The following is a 16,584-nucleotide window of genomic DNA, read 5'->3' on the forward strand; positions in this document are numbered from 1 at the left end:
TACTTTTGCCTTTTTACTTATTATCATTACTTTCGCAAATTGATTTTAGAAAGCGACAAAATGAGTACAAAATTTAGGGATTACAAAGGACTTGACTTACCAACAGTAGCGTCAGAAGTTCTTGATTTTTGGAAAGAAAATAACATCTTTGAAAAAAGTGTAACCACTCGTGAAGGAAACCAACCGTATGTGTTTTTTGAAGGACCACCTTCAGCTAACGGATTACCTGGAATTCACCACGTAATGGCGCGTGCGATTAAAGATATTTTTTGTCGTTATAAAACTCAAAAAGGGTTCCAAGTAAAGCGTAAAGCAGGTTGGGATACGCACGGTTTACCTGTAGAATTAGGTACCGAAAAAGAATTAGGTATCACCAAAGAAGATATCGGAAAAACCATTTCCATTACAGAATACAACGAAGCGTGTAAAAAAACCGTTATGCGTTATACTGACGTGTGGAACGACTTAACCGAAAAAATGGGATATTGGGTTGATATGGAAGATCCATATGTGACTTATAAATCTAAATATATGGAATCGGTTTGGTGGTTGCTAAAACAAATTTATAACAAAGATTTGTTGTACAAAGGCTACACCATTCAACCATATTCGCCAAAAGCGGGAACAGGTTTATCTTCACATGAAGTGAATCAACCTGGTTCGTATCGTGATGTTACGGATACAACGGTTGTAGCACAATTCAAAACCAAAAATGAAACGCTTCCAAGCTTCTTACAAGGTTTTGGAGATGTTCATGTTTTAGCTTGGACAACAACTCCTTGGACATTACCAAGTAACACAGCTTTAACGGTTGGTCCAAAAATCGATTATGTTTTAGTTGAAACGTTCAATCAATATACTTTCCGACCAGTAAAAGTAATTTTAGCTAAGAATTTAGTTGGGAAACAATTCGGAAAAGGATTTTTTGCAAGTACTGAAGCTTCAGATTTCGAAAACTTTAAAGAAGGAGATAAAAACATTCCATATCAAATCGTAGCTGAAGGAAAAGGTGCTGATTTAGTTGGAATTCGTTACGAACAATTAATGCCATTAGCTTTACCATACCAAAATCCGGAAAATGCTTTTAGAGTAATTTCTGGAGATTTTGTTACTACTGAAGACGGAACTGGAATTGTTCACACTGCCCCAACTTTCGGAGCAGATGATGCGAAAGTAGCTAAAGAAGCTACACCAGAAGTCCCACCAATGTTAGTTTTAGATGAAAACGGAAACGCAGTTCCTTTAGTGGATTTACAAGGGAAATTCATCCAAAATTTAGGAGAATATTCTGGAAAATATGTTAAGAACGAATATTATAACGATGGCGAAGCACCAGAACGTTCTGCAGATGTAGAAATCGCTATTCAATTAAAAGAAGAAAACAAAGCCTTTAAGGTAGAAAAATATGTGCACAGTTATCCACATTGTTGGAGAACAGACAAGCCTATTTTATATTATCCTTTAGATTCTTGGTTCATTAAAGTAACTGAGGTTAAAGATAGAATGTTCGATTTAAACGAAACCATCAACTGGAAGCCAAAAGCAACTGGTGAAGGTCGTTTCGGAAATTGGTTGAAAAACGCCAACGATTGGAACTTATCTCGTTCAAGATATTGGGGAATTCCTTTACCATTATGGAGAAATGAAGAAGGTACCGAAACTATCTGTGTAGGTTCTGTAGAAGAATTATATAACGAAATTGAAAAGTCAATTGCCGCTGGTTTCATGACTGAAAATCCATTCAAAGGATTCGAAATCGGAAACATGGCAGAAACCAATTATGATTTAGTTGATTTACATAAAAATGTGGTGGATGAAATCGTATTAGTTTCCGCTTCGGGCAAACCAATGAACCGTGAAAGTGATTTAATTGATGTTTGGTTCGATTCAGGTTCTATGCCATATGCACAATGGCATTATCCTTTCGAAAACAAAGATAAAATTGACGAAAATAAAGATTTCCCTGCCGATTTTATTGCAGAAGGAGTAGACCAAACTCGTGGTTGGTTTTATACTTTACATGCTATATCGACATTAGTTTTCGATAAAGTAGCGTATAAAAACGTAGTATCTAATGGTTTAGTATTAGATAAAAACGGACAAAAGATGTCGAAACGTTTAGGTAATGCTGCCGATCCGTTTGAGACTTTGTCTGAATATGGTCCGGATGCAACGCGTTGGTACATGATTTCAAATGCCAATCCGTGGGATAACTTAAAATTCGATTTAGAAGGAATTGCTGAGGTACGTAGAAAATTTTTCGGAACCTTATATAACACGTATTCTTTCTTTGGTTTATATGCGAATATTGACGGGTTTACCTATAGTGAAGCGGAAGTTCCATTAGCAGAAAGACCAGAAATTGACCGTTGGATTTTATCAGAATTACATAGTTTAATTCAATTAGTTGATGAAGCGTATGCGGATTACGAACCGACTCGTGCTACAAGAGCAATTTCCGATTTCGTACAAGAAAATTTAAGTAACTGGTACGTGCGTTTATGTCGTCGTAGATTCTGGAAAGGTGAGTACGCGCAAGACAAAATTGCGGCTTATCAGACGCTTTATACCTGTTTAGAAACTGTTGCTAAATTATCAGCACCAGTAGCGCCATTCTTTATGGATAGGTTATATAAAGACCTGAATGCCACGACTAACAAGGAAAGTTTTGAAAGTATTCACTTGGCAAACTTCCCTGTTTCGGTTGAAAACTTTGTTGATAAATCACTAGAAAGTAGAATGCAGAAAGCACAAACCATTTCTTCTTTGGTTTTATCACTACGTAAGAAGGAAATGATTAAAGTACGTCAACCGTTACAAAGAGTAATGATTCCAGTACTTGACGAAGCTTTCAAAGCAGAAATTTTAGCTATTGAAGACTTAATTAAAGCGGAAGTAAACGTTAAAGAAATTGAGTTGTTAGAAGACGCTTCAGGTGTTTTAGTGAAGCAAATTAAGCCAAATTTTAAAGCTTTAGGACCACGTTTTGGTAAAGATATGGGCTTGATTGCCAAAGAGATACAAGCTTTTTCGCAAGATCAGATAAATGAATTAGATAAAACAGGCGAAATAACAATTGTTAGTTCAGAAAAAAGTATTACTTTAACATTCGAAGATGTAGAGATTTCGTCTCAAGATATCCCGGGTTGGTTAGTAGCCAATTCAAACGGAATTACAGTTGCATTAGACATTACAATTTCTGATGAATTACGTAAAGAAGGGATAGCGAGAGAGTTAGTCAACAGAATTCAAAATATCCGTAAGGATTCTGGTTTTGAAGTTACCGATAAAATTAAAGTTCAAATTCAAAATAATGAAATTATTGAACAAGCGGTTGCCGCAAATGAATCGTACATAAAATCAGAAACACTTACAAATGAACTAATTTTTGTATCAGAAATCAATAATGGTACGGAAATTGAGTTTGATGAGCTAAAAACAATAATATTAATTTCAAAATAAGAAATTATGGTAGATGAAAAAATAAGATTCTCAGATGCAGAATTAGCAGAATTTAGAGAGTTAATCAATTCGAAATTAGATAAAGCTAAAAACGATTTAGATTTAATTAAGAGTGCTTATTTAAATGATTCTAATAACGGAACTGACGATACTTCGCCAACATTTAAAGCTTTCGAAGAAGGAAGTGAAACAATGAGTAAAGAAGCGAATTCGCAATTAGCTATTCGTCAGGAAAAATTTATTCGTGATTTAAAAAACGCGTTAATACGTATTGAAAACAAAACGTATGGCTTGTGTAAAGTAACAGGGAAATTAATCAATAAAGAAAGATTAAAAATTGTTCCTCACGCCACTATGAGCATTGAAGCTAAAAATTTACAGCGTTAAAAAACGTTAATAAATATACAAACGCTCCTTTTGGAGCGTTTTTTATTACTTTAAATTCCTATTTTTGCACAAATTATAAAAAAATGAATCTTAAAAAAGCCTATTTATTTGTATTTCTTATCTTACTAATTGATCAAGTAAGTAAAATATACATCAAAACCAATTTCTACATTAACGAACAAGTAAAAGTGTTCGATTGGTTTAGAATTTATTTTGTAGAAAACGAAGGTATGGCTTGGGGTGCAGAAATTCCTGGTGCTTACGGGAAATTGTTTTTAACTGTTTTTAGAATCTTTGCCGTTGGTGGAATTTCTTGGTGGTTGTATGATTCCATTAAAAAAGGGTTGTCTAATTATTTAACTTTCGCAATTACATTAATTTTAGCAGGAGCGATTGGAAATATTATAGATTCTGTTTTTTATGGCGTAATTTTTAATGACAGCTATAGTCAAGTTGCTACAATGTTTTCAAACGAACCTTATGGAACTTGGTTTCACGGTGAAGTGGTAGATATGTTATATTTCCCAATAATTAAAGATATTCCTATGCCAGAATGGGTGCCAGTTATTGGCGGAAAACCTTTTACTTTTTTCAATGCCATTTTTAATGTAGCCGATGTAGCGATTTCAACGGGATTTGGAATTTTAATTGTGTTTAATAAAAGATGTTTTAAAGAAGCATAAAGTTATATATAAGATTTAACAAAACCGCTTTATAGGCGGTTTTGTTGTTTTATAAAGCCATGCTAAGTTTTAACATTTTTTACGGCATAGCCGTATCTTTTTTTTTTTTTAGTAATTAACTTTGTACTCTCAAATTTCTCTAGAAAATTTTGATTAAACAATTTATTAATTAATTTTACAAAACAATAAAATGAAAAAAGTATTATTTGGCTTAGTTGCCACAATTATTTTAAGTGTTACAGGAAATGCGCAAACGAGTGAGGAAATAAATTCACTTTCAGTTACAAATTCAGAGAAAGTTAATAGTGAAAATTCTTTAGTTTTAGAATTTTATAAAATTTCAAATTTTAAAACACTAAACAAAGATGTTACTTTAGACGAGCAAAATATAGAATTATTATCTCTTAAAAACAATACAAAAGCTTTAAGGTTTAAAACATCTAACTCATCGTTTAACAATGTTTACGCAATATATAATCAACCAACAAAAGAATTTTTCTGGTTTTTTATTAATGTTTCTGATTTAAAAATTGAACTATTTTCAAGTGATAAAATTTTATTGTCATCTTATTCAAACATAAACGGTAATGTTAATTTAAATAACATTATTGTTGGAAAGAGAAGCCCTTTTGGCGCCTGTATGGATGCTGTTGAAGAAGACTTTACAAATGACTTTATTGGTTGGGCAGCTTGGAATGCTAATCCGCTTTATGCTGCAACAGCTGCTGTTCACTGCCAGGGTTGTATAAAAAAATGGTGGGCTTGTCCAAAAGCCTATGTAGAATTTTTAGGAGGTAATTAATATAAATATATAAATATGAATAATTTAAAAATTTCTGGATTAGTTTTAGTAGTAACTACATTAATTGGATATTTTCTTAGTGAAAATAAGGCAAATCCACTTATAACAAATACTTTATTAGTAATCAGTACGGTTTCTTCAATTTTTTTTATTTTTCTATTAGTTAAAGGTTTTTTTTCTAAAAAAAATAATTAATTATTAGTGAAGATATTATTATTCCTATTCCTTCTATCCAACTTCATTCAAGCGCAAAACTTGGAAACTATTATAAAAGGCTGAGAATTATTGGTTACAGGATTTTCAATTTTTAAAACAACAAAACTTACAGAGTCAAAAGATAAAGCAGTTGATAGTAAATTTGTTGCCACAGTATGTGTAAAAAACAAATTAGCTGAAAAAATTACTGTTAAATTTGACGGAAAAGATTCTGAAGGAACTAAAGTTACAAAAGAATTGGTGGTTCAAAACGACGGAAAAGAATGTGTTTTCGAAATACCGAAAGGCATTTATACTTACGAAATTATACTCACTAATAAAGAAGTATTTAAAAAAGGTGAATATAAATTTGAAGAAGAAATAACTATTACAGTTAATAAAGAGTAAAAAAATAGCGATTGAGTTTTCAGTCGCTATTTTTTATTTTAAGTAGATTTTAATTCTTGTTTATAACAATTTTAAATAATCATATCGTAAATTTGCCACAAATAGTTTTGATATGTTCGATGTTCAGAAAATAAGAGCTCAGTTTCCAATATTGTCCCAAACCGTAAACGGAAAACCTTTAGTGTATTTTGATAACGGTGCGACTTCGCAAAAACCTCAAGTAGTAATTGATAGTATTGTCGAGTATTATTCCAAATACAACGCTAATATTCATCGTGGAGTTCATACGTTGAGTCAATTAGCAACGGATGCTTATGAAGAAGCGCGATTTAAAATTCAAAGACATTTTAATGCGAAACAAGCTTACGAAATCATCTTTACTTCAGGAACTACAGAAAGTGTCAATTTAGTAGCCAATGGTTTTGCTTCTTTATTACAAAAAGGAGATGAAATTATCGTTTCTGCATTAGAACATCATAGTAATATTGTGCCTTGGCAAATGTTATGTGAACATACAGGCGCGATTTTAAAAGTAATTCCAATGAATCTTCATGGCGAATTAATCATGGATGAATATGACAAATTACTTTCTAATAAAACAAAATTAGTTTGTTGTAATCACATTTCAAATGCATTAGGTGTTTTAAATCCTATTGAAGAAATTATTCAAAAAGCGCATGCAGTTGGTGCAGCAGTTTTAATTGACGGTGCCCAATCTTGTCCGCATATCAAACCAGATGTGCAAGCATTGGATGTTGATTTTTATGTGACTTCTGCTCATAAAATGTGTGGTCCAACCGGTGTTGGAATGTTATACGGAAAAGAAGAATGGTTACGTAAATTACCACCTTACAAAGGCGGTGGAGAAATGATTGCGGCAGTAACTTTCGAAAAAACTACGTATGCTGATTTACCTCATAAATTCGAAGCCGGAACACCAAATATTTGTGGTGGAATTGCTTTCGGAGCGGCAATTGACTACATGAATGAAGTTGGGTTTGATAACATCGCCAAACACGAACATGAATTATTAGTGTATGGAACACAAAGATTACAAGAAATTGAAGGCGTAACCATTTACGGTCCAACGGATTTGAATAAAAAAGCTTCTGTGATTTCTTTCAATATTGAAAATATTCATCCATACGATATTGGCACGATTATAGATAAACTTGGTATAGCGGTGCGAACAGGTCATCATTGCGCGCAACCGATAATGGACTTTTTCAAAATTCCAGGTACGATAAGAGCCAGTTTTGCTTTTTATAATACTAAAGAAGAAATTGATATATTTGTAGAAGCCGTTAAAAAAGCAAAAATGATGTTATCTTAAAAAATTAATAATTATGAAAGTTATTACAATATTAGCAACCCTAGTAATTACTATTACGAGTTGCAACTGTCAAAAAAAAGCAACGGAATCTAATGTTGTAGCAAATAACGCAATTTCCAAAGATGCTGTTTTAAATAATGAAACTATAAGTACTGTGCCAACAATCTATTACGAAGCTACTTCAAGAGGTGTTTTCTTGTCTATTAAAGTCGAAAATCAAACACTTTATGTTTCTAGAACTAGAGATTTTAAAGAATATGAAACTAAAATTGCTGTTTCTGATGCAGATTGGAAGGAAATTTCAGCTCTAGCTAATGCAGTAGATTTAGACAAAGTAAAAGACCTGAAATGGCCAACAGAAAAAAGATATTATGACGGTGCCGCTCATGCCAATATTATCTTCGAATCGAAAGGTGTGAAATACCCAGCAAATGGTTTTGATCATGGTTTTCCTCCAGCAGAGGTAGAGAAATTAGTGAATACAATTACAAAATTAGCAGAAACTAAATAATGAATATCAAAGAAATACAAAACGAAATTGTTGACGAATTTGCTATGTTCGACGATTGGATGGAACGCTATGAATACATCATCGAATTAGGAAAAGGCTTACCCATTATTGAAGAGCAATACAAAACAGAAGATAATATCATTAAAGGATGTCAATCTAAAGTTTGGGTGCATGCCGAAGAAAAGGATGGAAAAGTGGTTTTTTCAGCAGATAGTGATGCGATATTAACTAAAGGAATAATTGCGATATTAATTCGTTCTTTTTCTAATCAAACGCCAGCCGCAATCTTAGAAGCAAATACCGATTTTGTGGACGAAATTGGCCTAAAAGAACATCTTTCTGCCACGCGTGCCAACGGTTTGGTTTCGATGATTAAAAAGATAAAAATGTATGCCTTGGCATTCGAAGCAAGAAATTAAATAAATTAAAACAACAAACCACTTTGTGCCTTCGCGCCCTTGTGGCAAAATAAAATAAAAATGGAAGAATATAAAGACGAAGTAAACTTAGGCGAAAGCGTTGTAAAAGCACTAAAAGGAATCTATGATCCAGAAATTCCAGTTGATATTTACGAATTAGGTTTAATTTATGATGTGATGATTAACGAAGACAATGAAGTTAAAATTTTAATGACATTAACTTCGCCAAATTGTCCTGTTGCCGAATCGTTACCAAAAGAAGTAGAAGAAAAGGTTCAAAAAATTGATACGATTAAATCTTGTGAAGTAGAAATTACTTTTGATCCGCCTTGGAGCAAAGATTTAATGAGTGAAGAAGCCAAATTAGAATTAGGAATGCTGTAATTAAGTTCCAATTTATGAGTGAAATAGTAAATAAAGTTGCCAATAGTAAGTTACTAGTTTTCGATTTAGAAGATTATTATCCAGATGATCATGTGATAGCATTAGATATTTCACAATGGTTGTTTGGTGGTTTTATTTTAAAAGAAGCAGAATTTAGAGAACAATTAAAAAACACAGATTGGTCTTTGTATGAAGATAAATACGTGGCTTTATATTGTTCGGAAGATGCGATTTTACCAGCTTGGACTTACACGTTAGTCGCGGTTCAATTAGCGCCATTTGCTTTAAAAGTCATTCATGGCGAAAAAAAATTAGCGGTTATCGATTGGTATCAAGACATTTTAAACAAATTAGATTACACAGAATTTTTCGATAAACCTTTAATTTTAAAAGGTTGTTCGAAGAAAGAAGTTCCGAACGAAGTCTATACTTTAGCGATTCAAAAACTAATGAAAGTTTCCAAAAGCATTATGTTTGGCGAAGCATGTTCAGCAGTTCCGTTGTTTAAGAAGAAATAATTCGGATTTATAAAACATAAAAAAAACCAGTCAAGTTTACTATTTGACTGGTTTTTTATTTTGTCATACTGAACTTTTTTCAGTATCTAATCTTCAGTATCTAATCTTCAGTATCATCTTCATCGTCTTCTTTCTCAATCACATCTTTATAATCTGGATATAAAAATTTATTATAAGGAAAACGACTGATGTGAATTTCTCTTACAGCATTATATACAATTTCTCGGAAAGCTTCAAAGTTTTCTTTTTCTGTTGCAGAAATAAATAATGTTTTGTTTTCTCCTAAATTATTCATCCAAGTTTTTTCCCAATCTTGAAGCGAGAAGTTTTTGGTGGTTTTTTCAACTGTTTCGTCGTTTTCATCAATCTTTACATACTTGTACGCGTCAATCTTATTGAAAACCATTATCGTTGGTTTATCGGCACTTTTTATGTCTAATAGAATCTTGTTTACAGCCGCAATATGATCTTCAAATTCAGGATGAGAAATATCAACTACGTGCAACAATAAATCGGCTTCTCTAACTTCGTCCAACGTACTTTTGAACGAATCGACTAATTGAGTAGGTAATTTTCTAATGAAACCAACCGTATCAGAAAGTAAGAAAGGTAAATTTTTAATCACCGTTTTTCTAACTGTAGTATCTAAAGTTGCGAATAATTTATTTTCGACAAACACTTCACTTTTTCCAACCGCATTCATTAAAGTCGATTTTCCAACATTCGTATAACCGACTAAAGCCACACGAACCATCGCGCCACGATTGCCGCGTTGCGTCGACATTTGTTTATCGATAATTTTAATTTTTTCTTTCAATAACGAAATTCGATCGCGTACAATACGTCTGTCCGTTTCAATTTCCGTTTCTCCAGGTCCACGCATTCCAATTCCACCTCGTTGACGTTCTAAGTGTGTCCACATTCCCGTTAATCGTGGTAATAAATAAATACATTGCGCCAATTCGACTTGTGTTCTAGCATAAGACGTTTCGGCACGTTGTGCAAAAATATCTAAGATTAAATTAGTTCGATCTAAAACCTTACAATCTAATTCTCTAGTAATGTTTTTCTGTTGTGAAGGCGTTAATTCGTCATCAAAAATCACCGAATTGATATCGTGTTCTTTGATGTATAGTTTAATTTCTTCTAATTTTCCTGTTCCAACGAACGTTTTTGGATGTGGTTTATCTGTTTTCTGTGAAAATCGTTTCACCACTTCACCACCAGCCGTAAAGGTCAAAAATTCCAACTCGTCTAAATACTCGTTTAGTTTTTCTTCACTTTGGTTTTGTGTAATTAAGCCCACAATGGCGGTTTTTTCGAAATTATGTTTTTCTACTTCTAGCATATCTACAAAGCTATGTATTAATATTCAATATGTGACAAATAGAAAGTTTAATTCTCGTTTTTATGATAATCAGACGTGTAAAATAATTTCACACTCGGATATTTTTGTTGTGTCATTTGAATCGAAAATTCGCTATCTGCTAAAAACACTAATTGATTGTGTTTGTCGTGTGCCATAAATTTCTGTTTCACACGTTTGAATTCTTTAAACTCTTCGTTTTTTGGATCGTCTGGAAGTACCCAACATGCTTTGTAAGCAGGAAAGTTCTCATACGTACATTTCGCGCCGTATTCGTGCTCTAAACGGTATTGAATTACTTCGTATTGAAGCGCGCCAACGGTTCCAATTACTTTTCTTCCATTCATTTCAATGGTAAACAACTGCGCTACACCTTCGTCCATTAATTGGTCGACTCCTTTTTCAAGCTGTTTTGCTTTTAATGGATCGGCATTATTGATATATCTAAAATGCTCTGGAGAGAAACTCGGAATTCCTCTAAAATTCATGGCTTCACCTTCTGTAAGTGTGTCACCAATTTTAAAATTCCCTGTATCGTGTAAACCTACAATATCACCAGGATACGAAATGTCTACAATTTCTTTTTTCTCCGCGAAGAATGCATTCGGACTACTGAATTTCATGTTTTTCCCTTGACGAACATGTAAATACGGTTTGTTTCTTTCGAAAGTTCCCGAAACAATTTTTACGAAAGCCAAACGGTCACGGTGTTTTGGATCCATATTCGCGTGGATTTTAAATACAAAACCACTGAATTTTTTCTCATTAGAATCTACTAAACGGGTATCAGAAGCTTTTGGTTGTGGCGTCGGAGCGATTTCAATAAAACAATCTAACAACTCACGAACTCCAAAATTATTTAAAGCTGAACCAAAAAATACCGGTTGTAATTTTCCTGACAAATATTGTTCTCTATCGAATTCTGGATATACTTCAGAAATTAATTCGATTTCTTCACGTAGTTTATTTGCTGGTTTTTCACCGATAATTTTTTCTAATTCTGGGTTTTGAAGGTCAGAAAAAGCAATCGTTTCTTCAATATTTTTTCGACTATCACCTTCAAATAAGTTGATGTTCTTTTCCCAAATATTATAAATTCCTTGGAAATCGTATCCCATACCAATTGGGAAACTCAACGGTGTAACTTGTAAACCTAATTTTTGTTCCACTTCGTCCATTAAGTCGAAAGCATCTTTACCTTCACGGTCCATTTTGTTGATGAAAACAATCATAGGAATGTTTCGCATTCTACAAACAGCAACCAGTTTTTCGGTTTGTTCTTCCACACCTTTTGCTACGTCAACCACAACAATAACACTGTCTACAGCAGTTAATGTACGGAAAGTATCTTCAGCAAAATCCTTGTGTCCAGGTGTATCTAAAATATTTATTTTTTTATCTTTATAATTGAAAGCTAACACCGACGTTGAAACCGAAATTCCACGCTGACGTTCAATTTCCATGAAATCGGAAGTTGCGCCTTTTTTAATTTTATTACTTTTTACTGCACCCGCTTCATTAATGGCACCTCCAAACAATAACAGTTTTTCTGTTAAAGTCGTTTTTCCAGCATCTGGATGCGAGATAATTCCAAAAGTTCTTCTCCTTGCAATTTCTTTTTCGAAACTCATTAGTGTAATTTTTTTGCAAAAATACTATTTATAAATAATATTTTCTGTGTCGATATAGTTTTATTAACGATTTGAGGTTGAATGTGAATTTAGTTTAGTCCGAAATTATAAGAAAACGATTATATTTGGGATAAAAATACTTTTATGATTTTATTAGTGACATATAATTCAGAATTCTATTTTGAGAGATTTTATATGAGTTTACTGTTTTCCACACTATCTTTTGTTTTGTGGTTTTTATTAAAGAATAGTATAGTAAAACCTATTAGAAAGGAAAAATATGAAAACGCTAATGAATATTTAAGTTGGTATCTTAATTATAAATTTTACTTAATATTGGTTTTTTTGAAATTTCTTTTTATTGCTTGTTTCATAATTTCAATTGTATCTATAATACAATTTTGGTTTTATTAAGATGCATTCGGGCCAACAAATACAAACAAAAAACCCAACTAATCAGCTGGGTTTCTATATTCTATATCAATTGAATTATTGAAAAGCTTGTTCTAAATCGGCAAGTAAGTCTGAAATATCTTCTACACCAACACTTAAACGCACTAAATCGTCCGTAATTCCAATTTCCTTACGTTTCTCTTCTGGGATTGAAGCGTGTGTCATTAACGCAGGATGATTTGCTAAAGATTCAACTCCTCCTAAAGATTCTGCTAAAGTGAATACTTTTACTTTTTCTAACATTTTAATCGCATCGGCTTTCGCACCTGATTTGAATGTGAAAGAAACCATTCCACCAAAACCACCAATCATTTGTTTTTTAGCGATGTCGTGATTTGGGCTGTTTTCTAATCCTGGATAATACACTTTCTCCACTTTTGGATGATTTACCAAATATTCCGCCACTTTTGCACCGTTTTCACAATGTCTTTGTACACGTAAATGTAAGGTTTTGATTCCTCTTAAAACTAAATAACTATCCATTGGTCCTAACGTTCCACCAGTTGCAAATTGAGCAAAGTGTAATTTTTCGCCTAAAGCTTCGTCTTTCACAATTAACGCACCAGCAATTACATCACTGTGTCCGCCTAAATATTTAGTTGCCGAATGCATTACAATATCTGCACCTAAATCTAAAGGTTTTTGTAAATAAGGCGTCGCAAACGTATTGTCAACTGCAAAAAGTAAGTTATGTTTTTTAGTGATTTTCGCAATTTCTGCAATATCCGCTAATTTCATTAATGGATTTGTTGGTGTTTCTACCCAAACCAATTTTGTGTTTTCATTAATTAACGACTGAAATTTCTCGTAATTCGTCATGTCCACAAAATGGAATTTAATCCCATATTCTTGATAAATACGTGCAAACATTCTGTAGGTTCCACCATATAAATCGTCCATAGCAATTACTTCATCGCCAGGTTTTAATAGTTTCATAACTGAATCTGTAGCCGCTAAACCTGAAGCAAATGCTAAACCGCGAACTCCATTTTCAATACTGGCTAAAGCTTGTTCTAAAGCGGTACGAGTTGGATTGGCAGCTCTACTGTATTCGTATTCTGCTAAAGGCACACCTGGACTTGTTTGTACAAATGTTGACGTTTGATATACTGGTGGCATTACCGCTCCAGTACTTGGATCGTGATGCTGATTTCCGTGAATTACTTTGGTATTGAATTTCATTGTTATATTTATTTAATCTTTTATATTCCCTGTTGTTTGTCGCCTCGCAATTGGCGGTATTGTTTTCTAGCTTCGGTAAAATAAATACTATCCGGATGTTCTAAAACCACTTTTTCGTATAAGCTTTTGGCCTTTTCCGGATCATTGAGTTGCTTATTAAAAATTTCTGCTGAATAAAATAAGGCTTCATCAATATAAATTCCGTCTTTATGGTTTTCTAAAATCGTTTGATAGTAGCTAATTGCTTTGGCAAAATTACCTAATTTTTCATAATTTCTACCTACTTTATACAAAGTTCCTGCTTCTATGCTTTGTCCTTTGTGTTTGACTAAAATTTGCAAAAAGGCATCTAAAGCTTCTTTTGGTTTGTTTTGATATTCTAATAAATCAGCTTTAGAAAAATCTTGTAACGCCACTTTTAGGGAATCTTCCGCTTCATTATCGCTAATTAATAAAAACAATTCCACCGCATCATTCGCAATTAATTGGGTTGACGCTTGTTTCAATTCTTTAGCTTGTTTTTTCGCCCAATCGAAATCTTTTTTAAAGAAACTCGTTTTCGCCATTCGCATACTGGCTTCGTGAGAATATTCATCGTTAGGTAAATCGTTTTGAATTTGCGCGTAATAAATAATCGCTTGATTGAACTTTTCGTTAAATACAAAAACATCTGCCAGTTCCATTTTTATTTTCGCTTTCTGACGAATATTCAACGGCATTTCCATCAATTTGTCTAAAAGTGCTTTTGCATTTTCGAAATCATTTTGATAAAACGCTTTAAAATGTGCCGCTAAGATTTGTAAATCCACCGAAAAAGGCGATTCGCTAAATTGATTCAATAAAGTATCAAATTTCGATTGAATTAAAGGGTAATTATCTGGTTTTGAATTGGCAATTTCATTCTTCAATAAAAAATATTGTGCGTTTAAAATCGTGGATTCGTCCGTTGTGTTTTGTAAAATGAATTGAAAAATAGCTTGAGCTGTTTCATTATCTTTTTCGTTGACACAAATTTGTGCGAGTTGAATGATGTCGTCAAATGATTCTGGATTTCTTTTATAGATAGATTTTTCCTGAATAAATGCTTTGTTGTATTCTTTCTGATTCACATATAACCAACTCAAAAACTGGTTCCAATAAATGTCTTGTGTTTTTTGAGTTCGGATTAAAAGTTCTTTTTTTAAGGAATTGACAAATACATTTTCCCCATCATCTTGCATGAAAAGTACAAGTTGATTTTGAACATTTAAGGTTGCGTTCACATTAGAATACGAATAATCTAACAATTTCACCACCATCACATCTAAATTCCCCATTTGACCTTGAAGTAATGCCATTTGGTAATCGAAATTCATCCCAGAATTATTTTTCTGTCCGATTTCATACGTGTTGTACGCTTGTTGTAATAAAGATTTTTGTTCGAAAGCTTGCCCAATTTGATAGGCATAATTCGGCTGGTTTGTCACTGCATCAATTGCTTTTTTATAATACGAATCGGCTTTAGATTGGTCTTTTTGCAATTGTGCATTGTAACCCAATTCTACAAAAAAGGTTGGCTGATTGGAGTTGCCTTTTTTGTTTAAAAGTAACTTTTCGGCTTTGTCAAATTGTTTTAAACTTTGGTAACAACTCACTAATTTTTGTGTGAAATAGAAATTCCCAGGTTGTTTTTTATCCAATTCTTCATACAACGAAGTGGCTTTGTCAAATTCGCCTTTGTCAAAGTAATTTTGCGCCAATAGTTCGTTTTGAGAAAAACCAACTAGCGAGCAAAAGAAAAATAGATATGTATAAATTTTTGTCATATAATATTAAGCCACTAAATTAACAAAATTTAGCCAACTCGTGGCAAGGTTAGTAAATATTTAAGATTTGTGAGGGTTTATGAGTTGGTTTTGTATATTTGAACATGATAAATAAATGGATTTCAATAAACGCAGTGGTTTCAATAAGCATGTTTGCGTATATATTTTATAGTAATTTAGGCGTTTCCGGTGGCGATATGGCCATAATGGCTTTCAATATCATTTTTGGTATACTTCAAATAATTATGATTGCTATATTTACAAGTAGAATGAATGATAAAAAACACTTAATAATTATAACTGTTATCATTTTACAAATAATTGAAATGCTTGTTTTTTTAAAATGGGGATTTTCTATCAGTAAATATTTAAGTCAGTAAGTGTTCTACAATAAAACTAAAAAAGCAACTCCTAAAAGTTGCTTTTTGTATTATAACCAATGTTTGTTTGGGTTTTTGTGAGTGGAAAGTACAGCATAAATATGTACTTCTTTTGTTTGTTCGTCAACTTTAAAATGAATCATGTATTTAAACGTTTTCATTGGTAAACAATGTACGTCTTTATATCGTATTTGAAACATTGGGTTGGTTTGCAAATTTTTTAAAAAGTCTCGATATTCTTGTAGAAATTTTGCGCCAAAACCTTTTCTTTTGGCGTTTAAAAAATCACGAGCTGCTTTTAAATCCTCTTTTACTTGTGGATCGGCAACAATGGTAAACTTTTCCATTATTACTTTTATAAATCGTCTAACATATCAAAAGCATCAATAGGAGTTTGTTTGTCTTTCATTCGTTTTGAGACAATCTCTTTATGCCATTCTGGTACGCTTGAAGTTTCTTGAGAATGTTTAAAAGTTAAAAAATCAATGTATTTTTCAACTTCTTCTACAAGAGCATCAGGTAAATTTTTAAGTTTACTATTTACGTGTTTTAAAGCTGTTGCTGTCATGATGAAATCAAATTACTTTATACAAATATAACAAAAATTAAACCAAGATTTATATTTTAGCACTTTATAGTTTCTCTTGAAATACTTCTGAAAAACC

General features: G+C 32.6%; 17 protein-coding genes. 11 read left to right on the forward strand and 6 right to left on the reverse strand.

Features of this window, described 5'->3' with window-relative positions; genetic code table 11:
• The first annotated feature begins 60 nt into the window (after positions 1 to 60).
• From ileS to UEQ13_RS13640, 10 genes are all read left to right on the forward strand, one after another.
• Positions 61 to 3,462: an isoleucine--tRNA ligase gene (gene ileS, locus UEQ13_RS13595; RefSeq protein ID WP_329806876.1), complete on the forward strand. Its 3,402-nt coding sequence runs from the start codon at positions 61 to 63 to the stop codon at positions 3,460 to 3,462.
• 6 nt (positions 3,463 to 3,468) lie between these two features.
• Positions 3,469 to 3,849, forward strand: coding sequence for a TraR/DksA family transcriptional regulator (locus UEQ13_RS13600; RefSeq protein ID WP_166128796.1), 381 nt, complete (start codon positions 3,469 to 3,471; stop codon positions 3,847 to 3,849).
• Positions 3,850 to 3,932: 83 nt separating this feature from the next.
• Positions 3,933 to 4,532, forward strand: coding sequence for a lipoprotein signal peptidase (locus UEQ13_RS13605; protein ID WP_329806877.1), 600 nt, complete (start codon positions 3,933 to 3,935; stop codon positions 4,530 to 4,532).
• Positions 4,533 to 4,722: 190 nt separating this feature from the next.
• Entirely contained in the window at positions 4,723 to 5,334 is a 612-nt protein-coding gene (locus tag UEQ13_RS13610) for a ubiquitin family protein (RefSeq protein WP_329806878.1), read from the forward strand.
• 285 nt (positions 5,335 to 5,619) lie between these two features.
• A complete protein-coding gene (locus UEQ13_RS13615; protein ID WP_329806879.1) occupies positions 5,620 to 5,937 on the forward strand; it encodes a hypothetical protein in 318 nt (105 codons plus the stop codon).
• A 112-nt stretch (positions 5,938 to 6,049) separates the two neighbouring features.
• Positions 6,050 to 7,270, forward strand: coding sequence for an aminotransferase class V-fold PLP-dependent enzyme (locus UEQ13_RS13620; RefSeq protein ID WP_329806880.1), 1,221 nt, complete (start codon positions 6,050 to 6,052; stop codon positions 7,268 to 7,270).
• 13 nt (positions 7,271 to 7,283) lie between these two features.
• Complete coding sequence (locus tag UEQ13_RS13625) at positions 7,284 to 7,781, forward strand: hypothetical protein (RefSeq protein WP_329806881.1); 498 nt, start codon at positions 7,284 to 7,286, stop codon at positions 7,779 to 7,781.
• Entirely contained in the window at positions 7,781 to 8,200 is a 420-nt protein-coding gene (locus UEQ13_RS13630; RefSeq protein WP_329806882.1) for a SufE family protein, read from the forward strand. Before UEQ13_RS13625 ends, UEQ13_RS13630 begins: the two co-directional genes overlap by 1 nt.
• Before the next feature lie 60 nt (positions 8,201 to 8,260).
• On the forward strand, positions 8,261 to 8,584 hold the full coding sequence (locus UEQ13_RS13635) for an SUF system Fe-S cluster assembly protein (RefSeq protein ID WP_329806883.1): 324 nt from the start codon (positions 8,261 to 8,263) through the stop codon (positions 8,582 to 8,584).
• Between the two features lie 14 nt (positions 8,585 to 8,598).
• Complete coding sequence (locus UEQ13_RS13640) at positions 8,599 to 9,102, forward strand: DUF2480 family protein (RefSeq protein ID WP_329806884.1); 504 nt, start codon at positions 8,599 to 8,601, stop codon at positions 9,100 to 9,102.
• Positions 9,103 to 9,202: 100 nt separating this feature from the next.
• Here the strand turns inward: UEQ13_RS13640 and hflX are convergent, their stop codons facing one another.
• From hflX to UEQ13_RS13660, 4 genes are all read right to left on the reverse strand, one after another.
• On the reverse strand, positions 9,203 to 10,450 hold the full coding sequence (gene hflX, locus UEQ13_RS13645; protein ID WP_329806885.1) for a GTPase HflX: 1,248 nt from the start codon (positions 10,448 to 10,450) through the stop codon (positions 9,203 to 9,205).
• Positions 10,451 to 10,497: 47 nt separating this feature from the next.
• Positions 10,498 to 12,099, reverse strand: coding sequence for a peptide chain release factor 3 (locus UEQ13_RS13650; RefSeq protein ID WP_329806886.1), 1,602 nt, complete (start codon positions 12,097 to 12,099; stop codon positions 10,498 to 10,500).
• 489 nt (positions 12,100 to 12,588) lie between these two features.
• Positions 12,589 to 13,734, reverse strand: coding sequence for a cystathionine gamma-synthase (locus UEQ13_RS13655; protein ID WP_329806887.1), 1,146 nt, complete (start codon positions 13,732 to 13,734; stop codon positions 12,589 to 12,591).
• 20 nt (positions 13,735 to 13,754) lie between these two features.
• On the reverse strand, positions 13,755 to 15,539 hold the full coding sequence (locus tag UEQ13_RS13660; protein ID WP_329806888.1) for a tetratricopeptide repeat protein: 1,785 nt from the start codon (positions 15,537 to 15,539) through the stop codon (positions 13,755 to 13,757).
• Between the two features lie 104 nt (positions 15,540 to 15,643).
• Here UEQ13_RS13660 and UEQ13_RS13665 point away from each other — a divergent pair, with 104 nt between their 5' ends.
• Positions 15,644 to 15,919, forward strand: coding sequence for a hypothetical protein (locus UEQ13_RS13665; RefSeq protein WP_329806889.1), 276 nt, complete (start codon positions 15,644 to 15,646; stop codon positions 15,917 to 15,919).
• Between the two features lie 50 nt (positions 15,920 to 15,969).
• Here the strand turns inward: UEQ13_RS13665 and UEQ13_RS13670 are convergent, their stop codons facing one another.
• Positions 15,970 to 16,266 carry a type II toxin-antitoxin system RelE/ParE family toxin gene (locus tag UEQ13_RS13670; RefSeq protein WP_329806890.1) on the reverse strand — a complete coding sequence of 99 codons (297 nt, stop codon included), beginning with the start codon at positions 16,264 to 16,266 and terminating at the stop codon, positions 15,970 to 15,972.
• Between the two features lie 8 nt (positions 16,267 to 16,274).
• Positions 16,275 to 16,487 (reverse strand): hypothetical protein, encoded by a 213-nt coding sequence (locus UEQ13_RS13675; protein ID WP_329806891.1) that lies wholly within the window; start codon positions 16,485 to 16,487, stop codon positions 16,275 to 16,277.
• Between the last annotated feature and the right edge of the window lie 97 nt (positions 16,488 to 16,584).

It is taken from the genome of Flavobacterium facile (assembly GCF_036321945.1).
GTDB lineage: Bacteria > Bacteroidota > Bacteroidia > Flavobacteriales > Flavobacteriaceae > Flavobacterium > Flavobacterium facile.